At 72.1% G+C, this 20948-nt stretch carries 23 protein-coding genes; 8 read left to right on the forward strand and 15 right to left on the reverse strand.

What is annotated here, in order from left to right; all coding sequences use genetic code 11:
- Window positions 1–107: 107 nt before the first annotated feature.
- From AAFF41_RS13170 to AAFF41_RS13190, 5 genes are read right to left on the reverse strand one after another with little or no spacing between them, the layout of a single operon-like run.
- Window positions 108–818: a VIT1/CCC1 transporter family protein gene (locus AAFF41_RS13170; protein WP_319748095.1), complete on the reverse strand. Its 711-nt coding sequence runs from the start codon at window positions 816–818 to the stop codon at window positions 108–110.
- 24 nt (window positions 819–842) lie between these two features.
- Window positions 843–2102 (reverse strand): amidohydrolase family protein, encoded by a 1260-nt coding sequence (locus tag AAFF41_RS13175; protein WP_425526122.1) that lies wholly within the window; start codon window positions 2100–2102, stop codon window positions 843–845.
- Window positions 2099–3382: an amidohydrolase family protein gene (locus tag AAFF41_RS13180; protein WP_343323987.1), complete on the reverse strand. Its 1284-nt coding sequence runs from the start codon at window positions 3380–3382 to the stop codon at window positions 2099–2101. The genes AAFF41_RS13175 and AAFF41_RS13180 overlap by 4 nt, the downstream gene beginning before the upstream one ends.
- Before the next feature lie 11 nt (window positions 3383–3393).
- Entirely contained in the window at window positions 3394–4278 is an 885-nt protein-coding gene (locus tag AAFF41_RS13185) for an SDR family NAD(P)-dependent oxidoreductase (RefSeq protein WP_319748100.1), read from the reverse strand.
- Window positions 4278–5075: an acetoacetate decarboxylase family protein gene (locus AAFF41_RS13190; RefSeq protein ID WP_319748102.1), complete on the reverse strand. Its 798-nt coding sequence runs from the start codon at window positions 5073–5075 to the stop codon at window positions 4278–4280. Before AAFF41_RS13190 ends, AAFF41_RS13185 begins: the two co-directional genes overlap by 1 nt.
- Window positions 5076–5326: 251 nt before the next feature.
- On the opposite strand from AAFF41_RS13190, the gene AAFF41_RS13195 reads away from it, so the two are divergent.
- The 5 genes from AAFF41_RS13195 (at window position 5327) to AAFF41_RS13215 (ending at window position 10255) form a co-directional block, all read left to right on the forward strand.
- Window positions 5327–6346: a DEDDh family exonuclease gene (locus AAFF41_RS13195; protein WP_343323988.1), complete on the forward strand. Its 1020-nt coding sequence runs from the start codon at window positions 5327–5329 to the stop codon at window positions 6344–6346.
- A gap of 112 nt (window positions 6347–6458) precedes the next feature.
- On the forward strand, window positions 6459–6692 hold the full coding sequence (locus tag AAFF41_RS13200; protein WP_054232337.1) for a hypothetical protein: 234 nt from the start codon (window positions 6459–6461) through the stop codon (window positions 6690–6692).
- A 93-nt stretch (window positions 6693–6785) separates the two neighbouring features.
- Window positions 6786–7577 (forward strand): SURF1 family cytochrome oxidase biogenesis protein, encoded by a 792-nt coding sequence (locus tag AAFF41_RS13205; RefSeq protein ID WP_319748106.1) that lies wholly within the window; start codon window positions 6786–6788, stop codon window positions 7575–7577.
- A gap of 101 nt (window positions 7578–7678) precedes the next feature.
- Window positions 7679–9484 (forward strand): glycoside hydrolase family 15 protein, encoded by a 1806-nt coding sequence (locus tag AAFF41_RS13210; protein WP_319748108.1) that lies wholly within the window; start codon window positions 7679–7681, stop codon window positions 9482–9484.
- 15 nt (window positions 9485–9499) lie between these two features.
- On the forward strand, window positions 9500–10255 hold the full coding sequence (locus AAFF41_RS13215) for an SDR family oxidoreductase (RefSeq protein WP_343323989.1): 756 nt from the start codon (window positions 9500–9502) through the stop codon (window positions 10253–10255).
- Between the two features lie 24 nt (window positions 10256–10279).
- Here AAFF41_RS13215 and amaP read toward each other — a convergent pair whose 3' ends face one another.
- From amaP to AAFF41_RS13240, 5 genes are read right to left on the reverse strand one after another with little or no spacing between them, the layout of a single operon-like run.
- The gene (gene amaP / locus AAFF41_RS13220) at window positions 10280–10867 is read right to left on the reverse strand and encodes an alkaline shock response membrane anchor protein AmaP (protein WP_319748112.1); all 588 of its coding nucleotides are present in this window, start codon (window positions 10865–10867) and stop codon (window positions 10280–10282) included.
- Window positions 10864–11556 (reverse strand): DUF6286 domain-containing protein, encoded by a 693-nt coding sequence (locus AAFF41_RS13225; protein WP_319748114.1) that lies wholly within the window; start codon window positions 11554–11556, stop codon window positions 10864–10866. The genes amaP and AAFF41_RS13225 overlap by 4 nt, the downstream gene beginning before the upstream one ends.
- Entirely contained in the window at window positions 11553–11966 is a 414-nt protein-coding gene (locus AAFF41_RS13230) for an Asp23/Gls24 family envelope stress response protein (RefSeq protein WP_319748116.1), read from the reverse strand. Before AAFF41_RS13230 ends, AAFF41_RS13225 begins: the two co-directional genes overlap by 4 nt.
- A 5-nt stretch (window positions 11967–11971) precedes the next feature.
- Window positions 11972–12157, reverse strand: coding sequence for a hypothetical protein (locus AAFF41_RS13235; protein WP_054232254.1), 186 nt, complete (start codon window positions 12155–12157; stop codon window positions 11972–11974).
- Between the two features lie 60 nt (window positions 12158–12217).
- Entirely contained in the window at window positions 12218–12706 is a 489-nt protein-coding gene (locus tag AAFF41_RS13240) for an Asp23/Gls24 family envelope stress response protein (RefSeq protein ID WP_319748117.1), read from the reverse strand.
- A gap of 85 nt (window positions 12707–12791) precedes the next feature.
- Between AAFF41_RS13240 and AAFF41_RS13245 the strand changes: the two genes are divergently transcribed.
- Window positions 12792–13520, forward strand: coding sequence for a nucleopolyhedrovirus P10 family protein (locus tag AAFF41_RS13245; protein WP_319748118.1), 729 nt, complete (start codon window positions 12792–12794; stop codon window positions 13518–13520).
- Window positions 13521–13531: 11 nt separating this feature from the next.
- On the opposite strand, the gene AAFF41_RS13250 is transcribed toward AAFF41_RS13245, so the two are convergent.
- The 4 genes from AAFF41_RS13250 to AAFF41_RS13265 form a co-directional block, all read right to left on the reverse strand.
- Complete coding sequence (locus AAFF41_RS13250; RefSeq protein WP_095855390.1) at window positions 13532–14335, reverse strand: enoyl-CoA hydratase/isomerase family protein; 804 nt, start codon at window positions 14333–14335, stop codon at window positions 13532–13534.
- 146 nt (window positions 14336–14481) lie between these two features.
- Window positions 14482–14703, reverse strand: coding sequence for a helix-turn-helix domain-containing protein (locus AAFF41_RS13255; RefSeq protein WP_006123601.1), 222 nt, complete (start codon window positions 14701–14703; stop codon window positions 14482–14484).
- A 387-nt stretch (window positions 14704–15090) separates the two neighbouring features.
- The gene (locus tag AAFF41_RS13260; RefSeq protein WP_054232258.1) at window positions 15091–16689 is read right to left on the reverse strand and encodes an ABC-F family ATP-binding cassette domain-containing protein; all 1599 of its coding nucleotides are present in this window, start codon (window positions 16687–16689) and stop codon (window positions 15091–15093) included.
- 92 nt (window positions 16690–16781) lie between these two features.
- Window positions 16782–17579: a hypothetical protein gene (locus tag AAFF41_RS13265; protein ID WP_319748119.1), complete on the reverse strand. Its 798-nt coding sequence runs from the start codon at window positions 17577–17579 to the stop codon at window positions 16782–16784.
- A 242-nt stretch (window positions 17580–17821) separates the two neighbouring features.
- Between AAFF41_RS13265 and ypfJ the strand changes: the two genes are divergently transcribed.
- Both ypfJ and AAFF41_RS13275 read left to right on the forward strand, forming a co-directional pair.
- The gene (gene ypfJ / locus AAFF41_RS13270; protein WP_319748120.1) at window positions 17822–18712 is read left to right on the forward strand and encodes a KPN_02809 family neutral zinc metallopeptidase; all 891 of its coding nucleotides are present in this window, start codon (window positions 17822–17824) and stop codon (window positions 18710–18712) included.
- 193 nt (window positions 18713–18905) lie between these two features.
- Window positions 18906–19319 (forward strand): VOC family protein, encoded by a 414-nt coding sequence (locus tag AAFF41_RS13275; RefSeq protein WP_067364865.1) that lies wholly within the window; start codon window positions 18906–18908, stop codon window positions 19317–19319.
- Window positions 19320–19370: 51 nt separating this feature from the next.
- On the opposite strand, the gene AAFF41_RS13280 is transcribed toward AAFF41_RS13275, so the two are convergent.
- On the reverse strand, window positions 19371–20774 hold the full coding sequence (locus tag AAFF41_RS13280) for a hypothetical protein (RefSeq protein WP_319748121.1): 1404 nt from the start codon (window positions 20772–20774) through the stop codon (window positions 19371–19373).
- Between the last annotated feature and the right edge of the window lie 174 nt (window positions 20775–20948).

Raw genomic sequence — 20948 nt, forward strand, 5'->3', positions numbered from 1 at the left:
TGTTACCCACAAGTATTACCGGGGGTACGCGCTTGCTTATTGGTGATCTCCGCCAAGGACGCCGACAGGTCCGGACCGATGCTCGTCAGATGTCCGCTCGGCGCTCGTCACACCCCGGCCGCCCCCAACAGCACCCCCGCCGCATAGGTGACCCCCATCGCCAGCGCACCCCCGACCACGTTCCGCAGTACCGCGCGGCCCGGGTTCGCCGAGCCCAGGCGGGCGCTCAGCCAGCCGGTGAGGACCAGGGCGCCCAGGACCGAGAGCACGGTGACGCCCAGGCGCCAGGCCGCCGGTGGCAGGACGATGGCGAGGAGGGGGAGGAGGGCGCCCACGGTGAAGGAGAGGAAGCTCGCCCAGGCCGCGTGCCAGGGGTTGGTGAGGGCGTCGGGGTCGATGCCGAGCTCCACGCGCGCGTGGGCCTTCAGGGCGTCGCGTTCCGTGAGCTGCTCGGCCGCCTCGCGGGCCACGTCGCGGGTCAGGCCGCGCTGCTCCAGGAGTTCGGTCAGCTCCTCGAGTTCGGCGGCCGGCTGTTCGCTCAGTTCGCGTCGCTCCAGCGCCAGGGCGGCCTTCTCGGAGTCCAGTTGGGTGGAGACCGAGACGTACTCACCCGCCGCCATCGACATGGACCCGGCCAGCAGCCCCGCGAGGCCCGCCGTGAGCAGCGCGGAGCGGTCGTCCGTGGCGCCGGCCACGCCGACGACGAGGCCGGCGGTGGAGACGATGCCGTCGTTGGCGCCCAGCACCGCGGCACGCAGCCAGTTCAGGCGGGGGCCCAGGGTGCCTTCGTGGGCCTCGTCGTGCGTGGGTACCGTCACACAGGGAGGATGCCACCTGGCGCGTCACCAGACCCGTACTGACGCTCCCCGCGCGAACACCGGACTCGTCGCGTCCGCCGGGGGCCGCGTCAGCGGTTCGGCCAGTTCCGCCACGGTCGGTCCCACCTTCGCCGCGAGGGCGTCCAGCGCGTCGAGGTCGAAGCCGTACACCCGGGCGGCGTTCCCGCCGACCATCGCGGCGACCTCCTCGCGCGGCACCCCCGCGTACGCGCAGCGCAGGCCCTCCCGGGAATAGGGGTAGGTGCCCTCGTCGTGCGGGTAGTCGCTGCCCCACATGACCTTGTCGACGCCGATCCGCGCCCGCAGCGGCACCTCGTGCGGGCGCATGAAGCTCGCGCCGACGAAGCAGTTGTCCCGCCAGACGTCCGAGGGGCCCTTGCCCATCGCCTCGGCGAGTCCCGCGCCGAACTTCGACTCCGCCGTCGACCTCTTCGCCCTCTTCGTCGCCGCCGCCGACAGCCTCCCGTGGTAGTAGTCCAACATGTCGAGCACCCCGGGTATCCAGCCCGAGCCCTGCTCGGTCAGCACCAGTCTCAGGCCGGGGTGGCGGCGGAAGGCGCCGCCGAAGATGAGGTGCCAGAGCGCGCGGTGGGAGAACCAGGTCGTCTCGACCATGAAGACCGCGCGGGCCGCCGGTTCCTCGCCCAGTGGCGGCGACGCCGAGCCCGCGTGGTGGTTCACGGGGACGCCCAGCTCCTCGCAGACCGCCCAGATCGGGTCGTACGTCGACGAGTACAGCTCGGGCAGTCCCGAGCCCGGTGGGGTGCCGGGGAGCAGCAGGCCGCCCCTGAGGCCCGCCCGGGAGGCCCACCTGATCTCCTTCACCGCCTCCCCCACGTCGTTCAGGAGGATCTGGAAGACACCCGCGCGGCGGCCCGGCGCGGCCGCACAGAAGTCGGCGAGCCAGCGGTTGTGGGCGCGCAGGCCCGCCCAGCGCCGTTCGAACTCCTCGGCGGTGGGGGCCGGCGCCATCAGGGCGGCCGACGGGAAGAAGGGCGGGATGGTGTTGGGGAACACCACCTCCGCGACGATGCCGTCCTCCTCCAGCTCCGCCAGGCGACGCGCGGAGTTCCAGTTCTTGTCGGCGGTGTCGGCGAGCAGGTCCTCGTACGGATTGACGTACGTGGCCGCCCACGCGTCGAACGCCTCGTGGTGTTCCTTCGCCAGGTAGGGCCGGTAGTCCAGGAGGTCCGCTCCGGCGTGGCAGTCCGCCGAGATCACGGTGTAGCGGTCGGTCACGGGGCCGTTCGTGGGGGTGCTCACGGCGTCGTTCCCAGGACCGGGAAGTCGTGGTCGGTCAGCCAGTGGCGGCCCACCTCGCGCGAGCGTGCCCAGGACGCCGCCACGGCCGTCTGGTCGTCGCTCTGGCCGAGGTCGGCCGGGGTCGGGCCGATGCGCCGGGCGAGCGGGGTCAGCCGCTCGACGTCGAAGCCGAAGACCTCGGTGGCCGCGAGACCGAGCATGCGGCGGGTCTCCGCGACCGGGATGTCGTGGAAGGTGCGCCGCAGCCACGCGCGGGTGTCGGGCCAGGTTCCCTCGGGGTGCGGGAAGTCGCTGCCCCAGAGGATGTTGTCGACGCCGATCTCGTAGCGCTGCGCGAGTTCGCGGCGCTTGGTGTTCGTCGCGCAGATGAAGAGCTGCCGGTCGAGGTACTCGTGCGGGGGCCGCTTCAGCTCGGCGAAGGGCGACAGCTTCTTGCCGCCGTGCGCGCCCAGGTAGAGGCGGTCCATGAACCAGAGGAGGTTCGGCAGCCACCAGCAGCCCGACTCGGCCACCCCGAACCTCAGCCCCGGGTGGCGTTCGAAGACGCCCGACCAGAGCAGGAACCACAGGGGGCGCGCGGGCCACCAGGTGACTTCGGAGACGTAGATCCCCAGGTGGTCGCCGTACTCGTGGCGCGGTGCCGCGCCGGAGTGCGTGACCACCGGCATCCCGCACTCGGCGGCGGCCGCCCACACGGCGTCGTAACGGCGGTCGTGGTAGGGCTCCTTGTCGACCCACATGGCGGGGATCATCAGGGCGCCGAGTCCCGACTCCTTGGCGCGGTACACCTCGGCGACGACCGCGTCCGGGGCCGCCGTGATCGGCAACAGGGCGACCCCGCAGTGCCGTTCGGGGTTCTGCCCGACGAACTCCGCCAGCCAGCGGTTGTGGGCCCGCGCGCCCGCCATGCCGAGCTGTGGGTCGTGGTCGCCGGAGAGGCCGAGGCCCACGCCGAAGGGGGCCGCCGTGCGGCTGTCCACGGCGTCGGCGTCCGGGAAGACCACCTCCCCTGCCACACCGTCGCCGTCCAGCTCCTTGAGGCGCTGCGCGGTGTCCCAACCGCCACGCAGGCCCTCCTCGTTGTCCTGGAACCAGCGGTCCGCGAACGCCTCGTTGCGGATGCCGAGCCGGTTCATCTCCTCGCGGCGTCGGCCCTGGCCCGCGAGGAACTCGTCGAAGTCCCGGTGGAACCGGGAGTCCAGGTAGGGCCGGTACTCCTCGGTGGGGAGCCCGGCGTGGCAGTCGGAGGAGATGATCAGATAGGGGTCCCGGTCGGTCATCGCCCGCCTCCTCAGTCCAGGATGAAGTGCTCTAGGTACGACGGGTCGGCCCGGTCGAGCATGGACTGCGACCTCGCCCGGATCTGCCGGTCGCTGTGCTCGCTCGCGGGCAGCAGCCAGAACCGACCCTCCCGGATGCCGTCCGCCACCAGGTCGGCGACCTCCTCCACCGGCGTGAACCGCACCTCCTGCCCTGCCTCCTTCATCGCGGCCTCCCACTGGTCGAGGCTGCGGTACGGGGTCTTCCTCGGGCGCTGTTTCGCGTAGCGCTCGGGCCGGTTGCGGTGCGACTCCCACAGGCCGGTGCGGAGCATGTGGGGCCCGGGGAAGAGCACCGACGCCCCCACGCGCGCGTGCTCCGCCTTGAGATGCGCGTACAGGGACTCGGTCATCGTCACGACGGCCGCCTTGGTGACGGCGTACACGGACGCGGTCGGCAGCGGGGCGATCCCGCCGTCGCCGGACGAGGTGTTGACGACGTGGCCCGGCTCTCCCGAGGCGATCATCCGCGGCACGAAGGCCTGGACGCCGTGGAAGACACCCCAGACGTTGACGGCGAAGGCCCACTTCCAGTCGTTCGGATCGTGCTCCCACATGCGGCCCTCGGCGCCGGAGCCGACTCCCGCGTTGTTGCACAGGACATGCACGGCGCCGTACTTCTCGTACGTCTCGGCGGCGAGCGCGTCGAGTTGTTCGCGCTCCGAGACGTCCACCACGCGCGCGTGCACCTGCGCCCCGTCCTCCCGCAGCGTGGCGGCGGCCTTCTCCAGGGCACCCTCCTCGACGTCCGCGAGGACCACCTTCAGACCGTCCGCCGCGAACCGGCGCGCCATCGCGAGCCCGATACCGCTCGCCGCGCCGGTGACGACGGCGACCTGCCCCGTCCGGAGATCCATCACGCGCTCCCTTCCGGCGGCCCGTCGAGGATCTGCCGCGGATCGTCGTAGCGCTGGTGGATGTACGGCAACAGGGCCTGGGCGCTGACGCGTTCGACCACCCGGCCCGTCTGGTCGGTGGTCTTCTCGCCGAGGGTGATCTCGACCAGGTCGCGTACGGGGAGGTCGGCGACCGGGTCGTACATCGACTCGCGCAGCACGACGTCCCCGGTGACGCGCTCCAGCCTGCGCACCTTCTCGTTGCGTACGCAGTGCACGAGCACGGGGTGGACGTCGAAGCCCGAACCGTCCACCGCGGGAAGGAACTTGAAGTAGAAGTCGGTCTTCCGGGCGGGCTCGGGCAGCGGCAGTTCACCGCTCACCGCGCCGCGCACCTCGACGAACGCGATGCCGTGCCGGGCGAGTGCGGCCCGTACGACGAGGCCGTCGCGTTCCACGGTGACCTCGCCGAGCTTCTTGGGCTCCCCGAAGACCTCGCGGCCGCCGATGAGCGCCCGCTCGTGGGTCATCGGCATGACCAGCGGGTACCAGCCCTCGACGCCGTCGTGCGCCGCGGCGACGGCGAACGAGCCCGCGCCGAGCGGATAACCCGGCAGGTCCACCTTGCTGATGTTCACCCGGACCAGGGGGCGCCCGGTGGGTTTGAGCGGGGGTGGCAGGACCGCCGCGACCGCGTCCGGATCGCTCTCCCAGACGGCCACCACGCCGGTGGACCAGATGTCGGGGAGCTTGGCGCTCGCGGTGCGCGCGGCGGCGATCTCCGCCTCGGTCCGTGCGCCGTACCTCACTCGTGCCATGTCCGTACCGCCCTTCGTAGGCGCTACCTGCTGGGGCGCGGAGCACGCTTGCAGGACACCGTCGAAAGGTCCATAGCCATGCGTCAGCCATGCGCCCGGGGGCGCCCGCCGGGCCGAACCAACCGGTGACCCGCGCCACAAAAGGCACCCCTGTCCCCCGCTGACCGCGTCAACTCCGGGGGCCGGACCGTCCGTCGGATCCGGGAAGGTGGGGGCCGGACTGTCAGTCAGGGCCCGTATCCTCAGTGACCATGCTCGAAGACCTGACGACCGCAGCGTCACCAGCCCCCTGGCCGGCCGCGTATCCGGAGGGGTACGCGGTCGTCGACGTGGAGACCACCGGCCTTGCCCGCGACGACCGGATAATCTCGGCCGCCGTCTACCGGCTGGACGCGCGCGGCGAGGTCGAGGACCACTGGTACACGATGGTCAACCCGGAGCGGGACCCGGGCCCGGTCTGGATCCACGGTCTGACGACCGAGGTGCTCGAAGGCGCCCCGCTCTTCCAGGACATCGCCGAGGAGTTCTCCGACCGGCTCGCCGACCGGGTGCTCGTGGCGCACAACGCGGTCTTCGACTGGTCGATGATCGCGCGGGAGTACGCGCGCGCGGAGCGTGAGGCGCCGGTGCGTCAGCGGCTGTGCACCATCGCGCTCTCCAAGGAGCTGGGCCTGCCGCTGCCCAACCACAAGCTGGAGTCACTGGCCGCGCACTTCGGTGTCGTACAGCAGCGGGCGCACCACGCGCTGGACGACGCGCGCGTGCTGGCCGAGGCGTTCCGGCCGAGTCTGCGGGCCGCCGCGCGGGACGGCATCCGGCTGCCGCTCCTGGAGTGCCGGCCGCTCAAGGAGTGGTCCGAGAGCCCCGCGGCACCGCGGATCGGACGGCAGCCCGGTTCCGGTGGTCATGCGTCCGGCGGCTACCCGTCCGGTGGCTACCCGTCCGGGAGTTGGCGGCCTTCACGCAAACGCCCCGCATGCCCCTATCCCAACCCGGGTCACTACGAAGCGGACAAACCACTCAAGCAGGGTATGCGGGTCGCGTTCTCCGGGGACACGTCCGTCGACCGCGAGCTGCTGGAGGACCGTGCCGTCGAGGCCGGACTGCATGTCGCGACGAGTCTGTCCCGGCTGACCAGCCTGCTCGTCACCAACGATCCGGACTCCAGTACGTCCAAGGTGGTCAAGGCCAAACAGTTCGGGACACCGGTGATCGACGAGGCGGCGTTCGGCCAGCTGCTGCGGGATGTGGCGCCGGCCTCCGAGAAGTGACCACGGAGGGCTGAGGAGGGGCCGGGGTCGCTGACGGACGTACGGGTGATTGCCGGGCGACTCGCCCGGCGCCCGCTCGCCCGCGCCGCGTCGGCACCTCACCCTGTGGCGCATGGCGAGATGCGAAGTGTGCGGCAATGACTACGGCATGACCTTCGAGGTGCACGCGCAGGGCGCGGTGCACGTCTTCGACTGTTTCTCCTGCGCGATCCACCGGATGGCCCCCATCTGCGAGCACTGTCGCGTGCAGATCATCGGCCAGGGCGTCGAGGTCGAGGGCCACTGGTTCTGCGGCGCGCACTGCGCCCGCGCGGAGGGCAAGGTGGGCATCATCGACAAGGTCTGAGAGCCGAGCGGAACGGTCCGGGAGCACACGTTCCCGTCGTGTCGACGCGCACCCCCCTGAATACGCCCCACGACCGAGTTGTACGGTCGTGGGGTGTACCGCTTCCTGTTGTCCCGGCAGTGGGTGATTCTCACCCTCGTGGCCCTCCTGCTCATCCCCACGATGATCAAGCTGGGCTTCTGGCAGCTGCACCGCCATGAGCACAAGGTCGCGCTGAACAAGGTCATCTCGCAGTCGCTGACGGCCACGCCGGTGCCCGCCGAGTCGGTCACCGCGCCGGGGCAGCACGTCGAGCACGCGGACCTGTACCGCCGGGTGACCGCGAAGGGCACCTTCGACACCGCGCACGAGGTCGTCGTGCGGCGCCGCACCAACGCCGACGGCGAGGTCGGCTACCACGTCCTGACCCCCTTCGACCTGGACGACGGCCGGGTGCTGCTCGTCAACCGGGGCTGGATCGACTCGAACGGCTCACAGACCGCGTTCCCGAAGATCCCGGCACCCGCGAAGGGCGAGATCACCGTCACCGGGCGGCTGATGCCCGACGAGACGACCGGCGACAGCGGCATCAAGAACATCCAGGGCCTGCCCGACCGCCAGGTCATGCTGATCAACAGCGAGCAGCAGGCCAAGAGCCTCGGCAAGCAGGTCCTCGGCGGGTACATCGAGCAGACCGCGCCCGCGCCCAAGGGTGACTCCCCCGAACTGATCCCCGACCCCGAGCACAACGACATCGGTCCGCACATGGCGTACGCGATCCAGTGGTGGCTCTTCTCCGCGGGCGTGCCCGTGGGCTGGCTGATCCTGGTCCGCCGGGAGCGCCGCGACCGGGCCGAGGCCGCCGCCTCCACGACCGCGCCGGAAGCGGCCACGGTCGCCGCCTGACCCCTGGGCCGCCGCGCGGCGCGCCCGTACTTCCTCTGCCGGTGTCACCCGGTCGGCCCCCGACCCGATTGGCCCCCGCCTTCGCCGGGAACTCGCCCCACGTGCACCCACGTATCGAGGACTACGCGCTCATCGGGGACGAACAGACCGCCGCGCTGGTGGGCCGGGACGGGTCCGTCGACTGGCTCTGTCTGCCACGGTTCGACTCGGCCGCCTGCTTCGCCGCGATCCTCGGCGACGAGAACCACGGTCGCTGGCGGATCTCACCCACGGGGGCGGGCCCCTGCACCCGGCGGGCGTACCGGCAGGACACCCTGGTGCTCGACTCCGAATGGGAGACGGACGAGGGCGCGGTCCGCGTGACCGACTTCATGCCACAGCGTGAGCACGCCCCCGATCTCGTCCGCGTCGTCGAAGGACTCAGCGGCCGGGTGACGATGCACAGCACCCTGCAACTGCGCTTCGACTACGGCTCCGTCGTGCCGTGGGTGCGCAGGGCGGACGGCCAGCGGGTGGCGGTCGCGGGCCCGGACTCGGTGTGGCTGCGCAGCGAACCCGCGGTACGCACCTGGGGCAAGGACTTCCGTACGCACTCGGAGTTCACCGTGGAGGCGGGCGAGAAGGTCGCCTTCGTCCTGACGTGGCATCCCTCGCACCAGTCGCGCCCGCCCCTCGTCGACCCGTACGAGGCACTGCGCTCCAGCGTCGAGGACTGGCAGGCGTGGGCGGCGCGCTGCCGTTACGACGGTCCGCACCGCGACGCCGTCGTGCGCTCCCTGATCACCCTGAAGGCCCTCACCTTCGCCCCGACCGGCGGCATCGTCGCCGCCCCCACCACCTCGCTCCCTGAGGAACTCGGCGGCGTCCGCAACTGGGACTACCGCTACTGCTGGCTGCGCGACTCGACCCTCACCCTGGGCGCGCTCCTGTCGGCCGGGTACCACGAGGAGGCCGAGGCCTGGCGCGACTGGCTGCTGCGCGCGGTCGCGGGCGACCCCGCGGACCTGCAGATCATGTACGGCCTCTCCGGTGAGCGCCGGCTGCCCGAGTTCGAGCTGTCGTGGCTGCCCGGCTTCGGGGGCTCGTACCCGGTCCGGATCGGCAACGAGGCCGTCAAGCAGCTCCAACTGGACGTGTACGGCGAGGTCATCGACTCGCTCTCGCTGGCCCGGCGCTCGGGCCTGCCGTCCAAGCCGCACATGTGGCGCCTGCAGTGCGCCCTGATGGAGTTCCTGCGGACCGCCTGGCGGCAGCCGGACGAGGGGATCTGGGAGGTGCGCGGCCCACGCCGGCACTTCGTGTACTCGAAGGTGATGGCGTGGGTGGCGGCCGACCGCGCCGTCCGGGCCCTGGAGAGCGAACCGGAGCTCGGCGGCGACCTGGAGGGCTGGCGCACGATGCGCGAAGAGGTGCACAAGGAGGTGTGCGAGCACGGCTTCGACAGCGAACGCAACACCTTCACGCAGTCCTACGGGTCACGCGAGCTGGACGCGTCACTGCTGCTCATCCCCCGCGTCGGTTTCCTGCCGCCCGACGATCCCCGGGTCGTCGGCACCATCGACGCGGTGCGCGCCGAGCTCGAACGCGAGGGCTTCCTGCTGCGCCGCTACAGCGACGAGGGCGTCGACGTCGACGGGCTGCCGGGCGGCGAGGGCACCTTCCTCGTCTGCTCGTTCTGGCTCGCGGACGCGCTGCACATGACGGGCCGTACGAAGGACGCCCGCGAGCTGTTCGAACGGCTGCTCGGCCTGGCCAACGACGTGGGGCTGCTGTCCGAGGAGTACGACCCCGTCGCGCGCCGCCAGCTCGGCAACTTCCCGCAGGCGTTCAGCCACCTCGGCCTGGTGGGGACCGCCTTCAACCTGTTCGGTGAAGCGCATCCGGGAGGAGCCGAGACGACCGGATAGGGGAGGATGGGGGCCATGGATCTTGGACTGAAGGACCGTGTGTACGTCGTCACGGGAGCCACCCGTGGCCTGGGCAACGCCACCGCGCGCGAGCTCACCGCCGACGGCGCGAAGGTGATCGTCACGGGGCGCGACGAGAAGAGCGCCGCCGACGCCGCGTCCGGGCTCGGACCGAACGCGGTCGGGGTGGCCGCCGACAACTCCGACCCGGGGACCCCGGACCGGCTGATCGCGGCGGCCCGTGAGCACTTCGGCGGCTTCGACGGCATCCTGATCAGCGTCGGCGGCCCGCCGCCCGGGTTCGTCGCGGACAACACGGACGAGCAGTGGACGGCCTCCTTCGAGTCCGTCTTCCTGGGCGCGGTCCGGCTGGCCCGTGCCGCCGCCGCGGAGCTCGGCGAGGGCGGTGTCATCGGCTTCGTGCTCTCCGGCTCGGTCTACGAGCCCATCCCGGGCCTGACCATCTCCAACGGTCTGCGCCCCGGTCTCGCCGGCTTCGCCAAGTCCCTCGCCGACGAACTGGGCCCGCGCGGCATCCGTGTCGTGGGCCTGCTCCCGGCCCGCATCGACACGGACCGCCTGCGCGAGCTCGACGGCCTCTCCGCCGACCCGGAGGCCACCCGCGCGGCCAACGAGTCGCGGATTCCGCTGCGCCGCTACGGCACCCCGGAGGAGTTCGGCCGCACGGCGGCGTTCCTGCTCTCGCCCGCCGCGTCGTATCTGACGGGCATCATGATGCCGGTGGACGGCGGCGTGCGGAGCGGGTTCTGAGTCCGCCCGGACGCCACCCGGGGCCTAACTCACCCTTTCGGCCCGGTGTTTGACCCCGCGGAGGCGTACCTCCGCGGGCAGCGCGGCGAGGCCCGCGGAGTCCCGGGCGTGCGCCAGGGCCTCCGTCGTCAGCAGGTGCAGCGCCTGCCCGGGATCGACCTGCGGTTCCAGCAGGAGCTGGACCCGGGTCCCGGGAGCGCCGCGCCGCCCGGTCAGCTGGACCTCGGCCCGTTCGACACCGTCCAACCGCCCCGCCTCGGCGGCCAGTACACCCTCCAGGGCCCGCCCGCGCAGCAGCGCCCCCTCACCGTCGCCGGTGTCGACGAGCACCTCCGCGAGCCGGCGCCGCCGCAGTACGGCCGACAGCCACCACAGGCTGAGCAGGACGACGACGACGAGAACGGCGGTGACGGTCGGCCACCACCAGCCCTGGTCTCGCCACCTGGTCCGTTCGGCGGCGCTCAGCAGCACGTCGTGCCGCCCGTCGTGGATCCACCAGGAGGGCGGCCGCACGCCCAGTCCGACGGCGAGCACGGAGCCGCCGAGGACCAGCAGTGGGAGCCCGACGATGCCCAGCAGGACACGGTTGACGATCCTGAGCACCGCCCTCACCCCTTCCGGCCCGGACGCGCGACATGCACCGACAGGGCGGGTGTCCGGACGAGCCCGAGTCCCCGGATGCCGTCGGCGAGCGTGGCGTCCAGGTCGGCCCGTACGTCATCGAGCGCGCGGAAGTGCGAGACCGCCCGCACGTCGACCTTCCCGCGCCCCATCCGTACCCGGACCGACCGCACTCCGGAGACCTCCATGGCCCGGTCGCGCAGCGCCGTCGCGGCGGCGCCCCGGTGCAGCCCGGCCCGTACGTCGGGATGGGTGCGCCGCATCGGCAGGACGTCACGCAGCCCCGGCGTCACCGCGAGGACGATCAGCCAGAGTCCGAGGGCCGCGGCGAGGCCGGCGCCGACGAGCACCCAGGTGTCGTCCAGGGGTCGTTCGGCGAGCTGCCGGGCGAGGAACCTGCGCCAGTGCGAGGCGGGCCGGTGGGCACGTACGGCCGCGACGTCGTACAGCAGGACGCCCGCACCCACGAGGACCAGCAGCGCGACGATCCCCGCGGGGACGCGGCGCGCCGACCAGAACCGACCCCGCCCGCCGCTCGCGTCGTCGACGGCGGGCGGCGGGTCGTAGTCGGCGGCGGAGGCGGACTGGCCGAGTTCCTCCTCGGCCGGTGGGCCCGCGTCCGGCTTCTCCAGGACGGGCATGCGTCGGGTGGTGTTCTCGGAGCCCTGGGGCTCGCTCATCGCGTCCTCCCCTGTGCCGCGGCGGTCGCCGGTAGCAGGTGCAGCCGTTCGACGTGGACCGTCACCTCCGGCACTTCCATCCCCGTCAACGCGTGTACCCGCTCGGCGACATGACAACGCACCGCGTTGCAGCGGGCGCCGATGTCGGAGGGGTAGCCGAGGTCGAGGTGGAGGCGGACGCGGGCGGTTGCGACGGGAGTCTCCCCTGCTCGAGCGGGGCCGAGAGCCTGGGGAAGGACGACGACCGTCGCGTGCGGGGGTACGGCGTCCGCGGGCAGCGGGTCCAGGGCCTCACGGGCGGCCTGCGCGGCGATCTTCGCCACGACCCGGTCGGCGATCCGGGTCGCGCCGCGCTCGGCCGCCTCGACGGCCGTCAGGGGCCGTCGGGTGTCGCCGAGCGGGCCGGTCACGGGCGTCACCGCCGCCGGTCGTCGCGGGGACGGAAGAAGTCACCGAGATCCAGGTCCCCTTCGAGGAACCGTCCGACGACGAAACCGACGGCACCCAGGGCGGCCACGAGCAGAAAGGCCCCGAAGCCCCCGAAGTACCCGGCGAAGCCCAGCGCCATTCCGGCGATCATGCCGATCACGGCCAAGCTCATGGTGCGCTCCTCAGCGGTTCGACGGCCTCGGTGTCGTGGGCCGTTGCGCGGCCGGGCCGGTCACTGGAGCCGCGCCTCCGGCTCCTCGTCTTCTTCCTCGGGCAGCTTCACATCACTCACCGCGATGTTGACCTCGACGACCTCGAGTCCCGTCATGCGCTCCACGGCCGCGACGACGTTCTCGCGCACGGCGCGGGCGACGTCCGCGATCGACACGCCGTACTCGACGACGATCTCCAGGTCGAGCGCGGTCTGGAGCTCCCCGACCTCGGCCTTGACACCGCGCGAGACGGATTTCGACCCCCCTGGCACTCGGTCGCGCACGGCCCCGAAGGTCCGGCTCAGCCCACTGCCCATCGCATGGACACCGAGCACGTCCCGGGCGGCGAGCCCGGCGATCTTCTCCACCACACCGTCGGCGATCGTGGTCCGCCCCCGCGTCGCGGGATCACCGCCGCCGCGCTTGGTGACCCCGGGCTTGCGGCCCTGGGGAGCCTCCTTCTCGCTCCCGGGGCTGTCCGTCCGGTTCTGCTCCGTCATCTCGGTCATCGCCGTACGTCCCTTTCGGTCGTCCTCCTTGCCACAGTAGGTGCGGTTGCGGGCTCGCGCGCCAGGGATGCGGCAGGCTGGAGCAATGACCGAGGATCGATGGACGCAGGCCGTACGGCGACAGCTCGGGCTCGGGCGGCTGCTCCCGCTCGGGCATCCGCACGACGGCGCCTGGATCGCCGAGGAGGCGGCCGACGCGTTCCTGCGGCGCGCTGCGGCCGACGTGCCCGCTGTCCGCCTCGGCACGCTCCGGATCGCCCTCGCGGACCCGGAACTGGTCCACGAACCCGTCGTACCGCCGCCGCCCAGCGCGCTGCCGCCCGGCCCTCTGCGCATCGTCGCGGAGTTCACGGCCGGGGCGGATCCGACGGCCCCCGGCGTCGAGCCGCTTCCCACGACCGCGGCCCGCCTGCGCGTGGCCCTGGCCGAGGCGGCCGAACCCCTCGGCCTGACGGTCACGGAGGTCGACCTGAAGGTGACGGAGTTGGGGGACGTCTGCGCGCCGCCGACCGCCGTACGCCACGTCCCCCCGCCTCCGGCCGCCGCACCGACGGCGCCCGACGAGGCCCGGGCGGCCACCGCCGCCCTGTCCGTGCCGGGGGTACTCCACCTGACGGACGTCCTGGGCCGTCCGGTGCACATCGAGAACGTCCCCGGCAAGGATCCCGCCCTCGCCCGCCGCCACGTCCGCGTCGAACTGGCGGTCGCGGCAACGGAGCGAACGGTGGACGTGGCAAGAGCCGTCAGAGCGGCGGTCGCGGACGCCTTGCCGGACACTCCGTCAGTGACGGCACTGGTGACGTCCGTCGAGTAGGAAGGACGACCTCACTCCCCCAGACCGGCCAGGTCCCGCAGCCGCCGAGCCTGAGCCGCGCGCTCGGCGACCCGCTGCTCCTCGTACGTCCGTTCCTGCGCCCCCCGCAGCAACGCCTTGGTCTCGACGACCGCGTCCCGAGGCGCGGCCAACACCGCACCGGCGAGGTCCCGCACGGCATCCTCGAGCTGGTCGACAGGCACGGCGAGATTGGCGAGCCCCGTGCGCTCGGCCTCCTCGGCCGACACGAAGCGACCCGTGGCGCAGATCTCCAGCGCGCGGGCGTATCCGACCAGGCTCACCAGCGGATGCGTTCCCGTCAGGTCGGGAACGAGCCCGAGGCTGGTCTCGCGCATGGCGAACTGCACGTCGTCCGCGACGACGCGCAGGTCACAGGCGAGCGCCAGCTGGAAACCCGCACCGATGGCGTGCCCCTGCACGGCGGCGATGGACACGACGTCGCTGCGCCGCCACCAGGTGAACGCCTCCTGGTACTCGGCGATGGTCGCGTCGAGCTCGGCGTCGGCCCCGCGCGCGAGGTCGATGAACGACGGCTCGCCGTCGAACCCCTCGGGCGTGAACGCCTGCCGGTCGAGCCCGGCCGAGAACGACTGGCCCTCGGCACGCAACACGACCACACGGACAGTGCCCGGCAGCGACCGCCCGGCCTCCGTCAACGCCCGCCACAGAGCAGGACTTTGGGCGTTGCGCTTGGCCGGATTGGTCAGCGTCACCGTGGCGATCGCGTCGTCGACGGTGAGCCGTACGCCGTCCTTGTCGAGTACGGGGTCAAGATCGTTGTCGAGCGAAGCCATGGGCTGCCTCCGATGGGTGCGGTCTGATCAGGCGCGTACCTCGTGAAGGGCACGAGGAACACACCTAAGTGACTGCACAGTAACCACCCGGTCGATCACCCGACCGACCGGGTGGCCACCACCGAAGCCGATGGGGACGCCCGGCCTCAGGCCGAGGCGGCCTTCTTGCCCCGCGTCGCTCCGCCACGCCCTCGGAGCGTGACGCCCGACTCGCTGAGCATCCGGTGCACGAAGCCATACGAACGGCCGGTTTCTTCGGCCAGCGCTCGAATGCTCGCACCGGAGTCGTACTTCTTCTTCAGGTCTGCCGCGAGCTTGTCGCGCGCGGCGCCGGTTACCCGGCTGCCCTTCTTCAGAGTCTCGGCCACCCGTGCCTCCTCATGGGAAGTGCGCTCTGGACTTCTCATGATCACCCCTCGGGGGCTTCATGGCCACCCATTCGGCAAGGTCCGTGAGACACGGTTTTGACGACAGGAGCCCGTCCTCACAAATGGAATCACAGAGTCCGCGCTGCTCCGTCCGTAGGACCGAACGGGTTCTTCCGTGAAGTGCCAGGTCAGCGACACAAGACGGCCGAGCCCTTGAGAACTAAGGACTCGGCCGCGAAATGGATGTAGGACACACCTCGGTACGAGGAGATCTCACACAGATGATGGATCACGGATCGGCCGAATGATCCATACGCAGTGGATCAGTCATTCGATCACCTCGTGCTGACGGCGGCCCCGGGGCTGTCCGGGAGGCCGTACGAGGGCTCAGGCGAGGGCGACGAGGTCCGCGTAGTCGGAGCCCCACAGGTCCTCGACACCGTCCGGCAGCAGAATGATCCGCTCGGGCTGGAGCGCCTCGACGGCGCCCTCGTCGTGGGTGACGAGGACGACGGCGCCCTTGTAGGTGCGCAGCGCGCCGAGGATCTCCTCACGGCTGGCCGGGTCCAGGTTGTTCGTCGGCTCGTCGAGGAGGAGGACGTTCGCCGAGGAGACCACGAGGGTCGCGAGTGCGAGCCGGGTCTTCTCGCCGCCGGAGAGCACGCCGGCCGGCTTGTCGACGTCGTCGCCGGAGAACAGGAACGAGCCGAGCGTCTTGCGGACCTCGACCAGATCCAGGTCGGGGGCGGCGGAGCGCATGTTCTCCAGGACCGTGCGCTCGGGGTCGAGGGTCTCGTGCTCCTGCGCGTAGTACCCGAGCTTGAGGCCGTGGCCCTCTATGACCTGGCCGGTGTCGGGCTGCTCGGCGCCGCCGAGCAGCTTCAGCAGGGTCGTCTTGCCGGCGCCGTTGAGGCCCAGGATGACCACGCGCGAGCCCTTGTCGATGGCCAGGTCGACATCGGTGAAGATCTCCAGCGAGCCGTACGACTTCGACAGGCCCTCGGCCATCAGCGGGGTCTTGCCGCAGGGCGCGGGCTCCGGGAAGCGCAGCTTGGCGACCTTGTCGGAGACGCGGACCGCCTCGAGGCCGGCCAGCAGTTTGTCGGCGCGCTTGGCCATGTTCTGCGCGGCCACCGTCTTGGTGGCCTTGGCGCGCATCTTGTCCGCCTGCGAGTTCAGCGCGGCGGCCTTCTTCTCGGCGTTCTGCCGCTCGCGCTTGCGGCGCTTCTCGTCGGCCTCGCGCTGCTGCTGGTAGAGCTTCCAGCCCATGTTGTAGACGTCGATCTGGGCGCGGTTGGCGTCCAGATAGAAGACCTTGTTGACGACCGTCTCGACGAGGTCGACGTCGTGGGAGATCACGATGAAGCCGCCGCGGTAGGTCTTCAGGTAGTCGCGCAGCCAGACGATCGAGTCGGCGTCGAGGTGGTTGGTCGGCTCGTCGAGCAGGAGCGTGTCGGCGTCCGAGAACAGGATGCGGGCCAGCTCGACACGGCGGCGCTGACCGCCGGAGAGCGTGTGCAGGGGCTGGCCGAGCACGCGGTCGGGCAGGTTGAGCGCGGCGGCGATGGTGGCGGCCTCGGCCTCGGCGGAGTACCCGCCCTTGGTGAGGAACTCGGTCTCCTGGCGCTCGTACTGCCGCATGGCCTTCTCGCGGGTGGCGCCCGAGCCGTTGGCGATGCGCTGTTCGTTCTCCCGCATCTTGCGGATCAGGGTGTCCAGGCCGCGCGCGGAGAGGATGCGGTCGGTGGCGAGGACGTCGAGGTCACCGGTGCGGGGGTCCTGGGGCAGATAGCCGACCTCGCCGGAGCGGGCGACGGTGCCGGAGGCCGGGATGCCCTCGCCGGCCAGGACCTTCGTCAGGGTCGTCTTGCCCGCGCCGTTGCGGCCGACCAGGCCGATACGGTCGCCCTTGGTGATGCGGAAGGTGGCGGACTCGATGAGGATGCGGGCGCCGGCGCGCAGCTCGATACCGGAGGCGGAGATCACGGACAGACTCCAGGGCGGGGTGGTTGGCGGGGTGGACGGCTGAGGACGTTCCCGCCGTCTAATGCGCGAGGAGAATGGCCATGCGACCAAGTCTAACGGGGCCGTGCAACCACTTTCCCTGAGTGAGCGTGTCCGGCACTGTGACGCTCGCCCTGCCACACGTTGCCCAGCGGCGTGCGGTGCGGGGTGATTCTGCCCAGGTCGTCGACGGCGACGAGGTCGGTGGTCCAGCTGTCGCCGGTGGCGCAGGGCTGCGCGATCAGGAGCGCCTCGCCGTGACGCAACGCACGTTCGGGGGCGAAGGTGCAACCGTACCGGGCGGGCAGCGTCCAGCGCAGGTCGCCGTCGGCGATGCGGTAGGCGGCGACGCGCCGCGGGGTGATCACGGCGAGCATGCGGGTGCCCAGCGGTCGCAGCACCCCACTCGCCCCGTGGTCGGCGAGCCACCCGGCGGCCCCGGGAAGGGCCCGGTGCCAGCGCACGGCGCTGCCGTCGCCGCGCGCGGTGTCGGTGACCAGTCCGTCGTCCCACAGCGCGATCGCGTGCCCGCGCGCGGGGAGCACGGCCACCGGACGGCGGCCCTCGCGCGCGTAGGTCCAGCGGGGGTGGCCGGTCGTCCCGTCGTAGGCCTCGACGGCCGCCTTCGTGGCGCGCAGCGGGGGCTGTCGTGTCCCGTGCCCGTGCGCCACGCGCGTGTGGGCGATGAGGCGGTCTCCGTAGGGCGCGGGGCGCGCTTCGTGGGCGGCGGTGAGCAGCAGGGCGACGGCGACAGGGAGCAGAGCGCGGGCGGCTTGGCGGCGGGCGGTGGGGAAACGGAGCCGGGGGGCCGGGGGGCGCGTGGTCGCCGGGGCGGACTGTTCCGCCTCCGCCGCCTCGACCGGCACAGCCATCACCTCGCCCCCATCGGCACCGCCCGCCGCTCCTAGGACCTGTCCGGCCGCCCAGGCGCACGGATCAGGCGCAGAGCGTAGGCGTGGGCGGTGGGAACGCCCGTCGGGACACGGCGGGCGGCGGGGGGTGTGTCGCCCGTTCGGCCCTCCGCCCGGCGCCGGACCCCTGAGGGCGTACGAGGATGGCGCCACGGGGCGACGTACGCCGAGGTGCGAAGCCGTACGCGGAGGGTGGTGTGCCCATGCAGTTCGACGACGACGCCGACCTGGACACCTCCGACGTGCAGGATGTGCGCGGCAGTCGGATCCCTGGTGGCAGGGCGACCGTCGGGGGCGGGATCGCGGGTCTGATCGCCCTGATCCTCGGGCTGTTCTTCGGCGTCGGGCCCGATCAGCTCGGGCTGTCCTCCGGCAACGACCAGCCCGCGGTGACCACTTCCTCGCTCGACCAGATCAAGCAGACCTGCCGGACGGGGCGGGACGCGAACGCCAGGGAGGACTGCCGGATGGTGGCGGTGGTCAACAGCGTGCAGGACTTCTGGGCGCAGGAGTTCGCACGACGCGGCGGTAGGTACACGCGCTCGCCGACCGTCTTCTTCAGCGGTCGGGTGAACACCGCGTGCGGCACCGCGACCTCGGCGGTCGGGCCCTTCTACTGTCCCGGTGACCGCAAGGTCTATCTGGACCTGGGCTTCTTCGACGACCTGCGGACCAAGTTCGGCTCCAGCGGCGGGCCGTTCGCGCAGGCGTACGTGGTGGCGCACGAGTACGGACACCATGTGCAGGATCTGATGGGGACGCTGGGCAGGGCCCAGAGCGGTGTCACGGGCGCGAACAGCAACTCGGTGAAGGTGGAGCTGCAGGCGGACTGCTACGCGGGGGTGTGGGCGCACCACGCGACGACGACGAAGGACCCCTCGACGGGCAGGTCGTTGATCAAGAACCTCACTCCGGCCGACATCCGGGACGGACTGGACGCGGCGGCCGCCGTCGGCGACGACCGGATCCAGCGGGAGTTCCAGGGCCGGGTGACCCCGGAGACGTGGACGCACGGCTCGTCCGCGCAGCGGCAGCAGTGGTTCTACCAGGGTTACCGCACCGGCGACATGGCGCAGTGCGACACCTTCCGCTGAGCGCGTGGACGCGGCGGAGGCGAGAGCGCGGACGCGGTGGACGCGAGAGCGCGGACGGGGCGAGGAGAAGTCCGCGGATGGGGCGGGTTCCGGGCGGCTTCGGCTCTCCGGGGCGTTGTCAGTGGCCGGTGCAAGACTGGGCAGCGGGTGACATTCCGGCCCAGCAGGACGAGTTCCAGTGGGAGTGATCGGCATGGCAGGTACGGACGGCGGGCGCCCGAGCATCTACCCGACGCTGCTGTACGCGGACGCGAAAGCGGCGATCAGGCAGTTGACGGAGGCCTTCGGTTTCTCGGAGGCCTCGGTGTACGAGAGTGAGGACGGCACGGTGATGCACGCCGAGTTGGTCCAGGGCAACGGCGCGGTGATGCTCGGCTCCAAGGGCCGCGGTGGCGTCTTCGACGGCGCGATGAAGGACGCGGGCCCCGCGGGGGTGTACGTGGTCGTGGACGACGTCGACGCACACCACCAGCGCGCCGTGGACCACGGCGCGGAGATCCTCATGCCCCCGACCGACCAGGACTACGGCTCGCGGGACTACCTGGCCCGGGACGCCGAGGGCAACATCTGGAGCTTCGGCACGTACGCCCCGGAGATACGGGGCTGACCCCGGGGGCGCGGGGGCGAGGAGATGCGGGGCTGATCCCAAGGCCAGGCCCTAGCTGCCTCCGGTGTGGACCTGGAAGGCGGCGCGGCGTACGGCCTTGGCGAGGGCCGGGTCCGGGTGGGCGGCGGCGAGCGCGACCAGGACCTGGACGGTGCGGGGATGGCCGACGGCGCGCACCTCGTCGAGGAGCGCGGGCACGGTGGGCTGCACCGCGGACTCCAGATGGCGCACGAGAAGCGGCGCCTCACCGTGGTCGGCGACGGCGGCGGCGGTGTCGACCCAGAGCCAGGTGGACTCTTCGCGGGTGAGGACCTCATGGGCGTCCTCAGGGTCGTGCCCGTCGTGCTCGGCGAGCCACAGCAGGGCGTAGGGGCGCAGCCAGGACTCGTCGGCCACGGCGCGTACGTCGGGCTCGGCGGGGGCGCCGACCACGCGCAGCGCCTCGAAGGCGAGGCCGCGGGTGAGCGCGTCCTCGCCGCGGGCGGCTTCGAGGAGTTCGGTGACGGCGCTGCCCACGGGGCGGGCGGCGAGCCAGGCGCGGTACTCGGCGCGGGCCGCGTTCGGGCGCAGCTGTGCGCAGCCGCGGAGCATGTCCGAGGCGGGCTGCTCGATGTTCCCGGCGGGGCTCTGCGCGGCGACGCAGATCTGCTCCAGCTTGACCCAGACCGCCCAGCTGCCGAGCGGGGTGAGCGTGGCCTGCCCGTCGGCGCAGGTGAGCGCGCCGACGGAGGCGAGCGCGTGCAGAGCCCAGTCGAGGAGGGGCTCGAGGGGGGCGTCCGCGATCTCGGCGGCCTCCGGGACGGGCTCCGGCTGGGGGCCGTAGGGGATCTCGCAGCGCTCGGTGCGCAGTTCGGTGACGCGCTGCTCGAGGAGGTCGAGGAGCTGCTCCACGGGGACGGGCCCGGCGGAGAGCTGGAGGAAGGAGAGCACCTGGGGCATCGCGGAGACGACCTCGGCGACGGCGGACGCCTCGCGGTCGGCCGGCTCGGGGTGGGCGAGCGACCAGGCGTCGAAGAGGGCGACCCAGCCGCGCAGGACGGCGCTGTCGTCGCGGTTCCAGGCGCGCAGTCGCCAGCCGGGGCGGGCGATGTCGCCGTGCACCTCGACGAGGCCGGCGAGGCGTGCGGTGTCCCAGTCCGCGCGGACCTGAGCCGGGGTCAGGCCCAACTCCTCGGCGGCCCGTTCGGCGGTCGCCTCGGCAAGGGTGCCCTTGCCGTCAGGGGTCGCGCCGTCGCTCCCCGGGCCGAGCGAGGCGTCGGCCCAGCGGGCGACACGGGCCGCGGCGGCGAGGCCGGTGCGGGCCATGCGGGCCAGTTCCGCGGGGGGCGGGGTGCCCTCGGGGGGCCGGGGTGCGGGTCGGCGCGAGCTGCGCTGGGTCACCGCTCGGGGGGCGGAAGCCAGGGGGCGCGAGCGGACGAGTCGGAGCCTGGAGTCGCGCGGGTTACGGGACGTCACGGGTGCAGTCTTCCGGTTGACGGTCCGAAAACCCAAACGGAATGTCACAGCAGGCGACAGGGGTGGCCAATGGACAGGGTTCCGAGGGGGCTCGACACGTGTGAGCGCAGCCTCGCACGAGTTGACCGGGGCCCAACCGGAAGCCTTGGGGGGCGGCTCCGCCGGGGGGCTGTG

The organism is Streptomyces mirabilis, assembly GCF_039503195.1.
GTDB lineage: Bacteria > Actinomycetota > Actinomycetes > Streptomycetales > Streptomycetaceae > Streptomyces > Streptomyces mirabilis_D.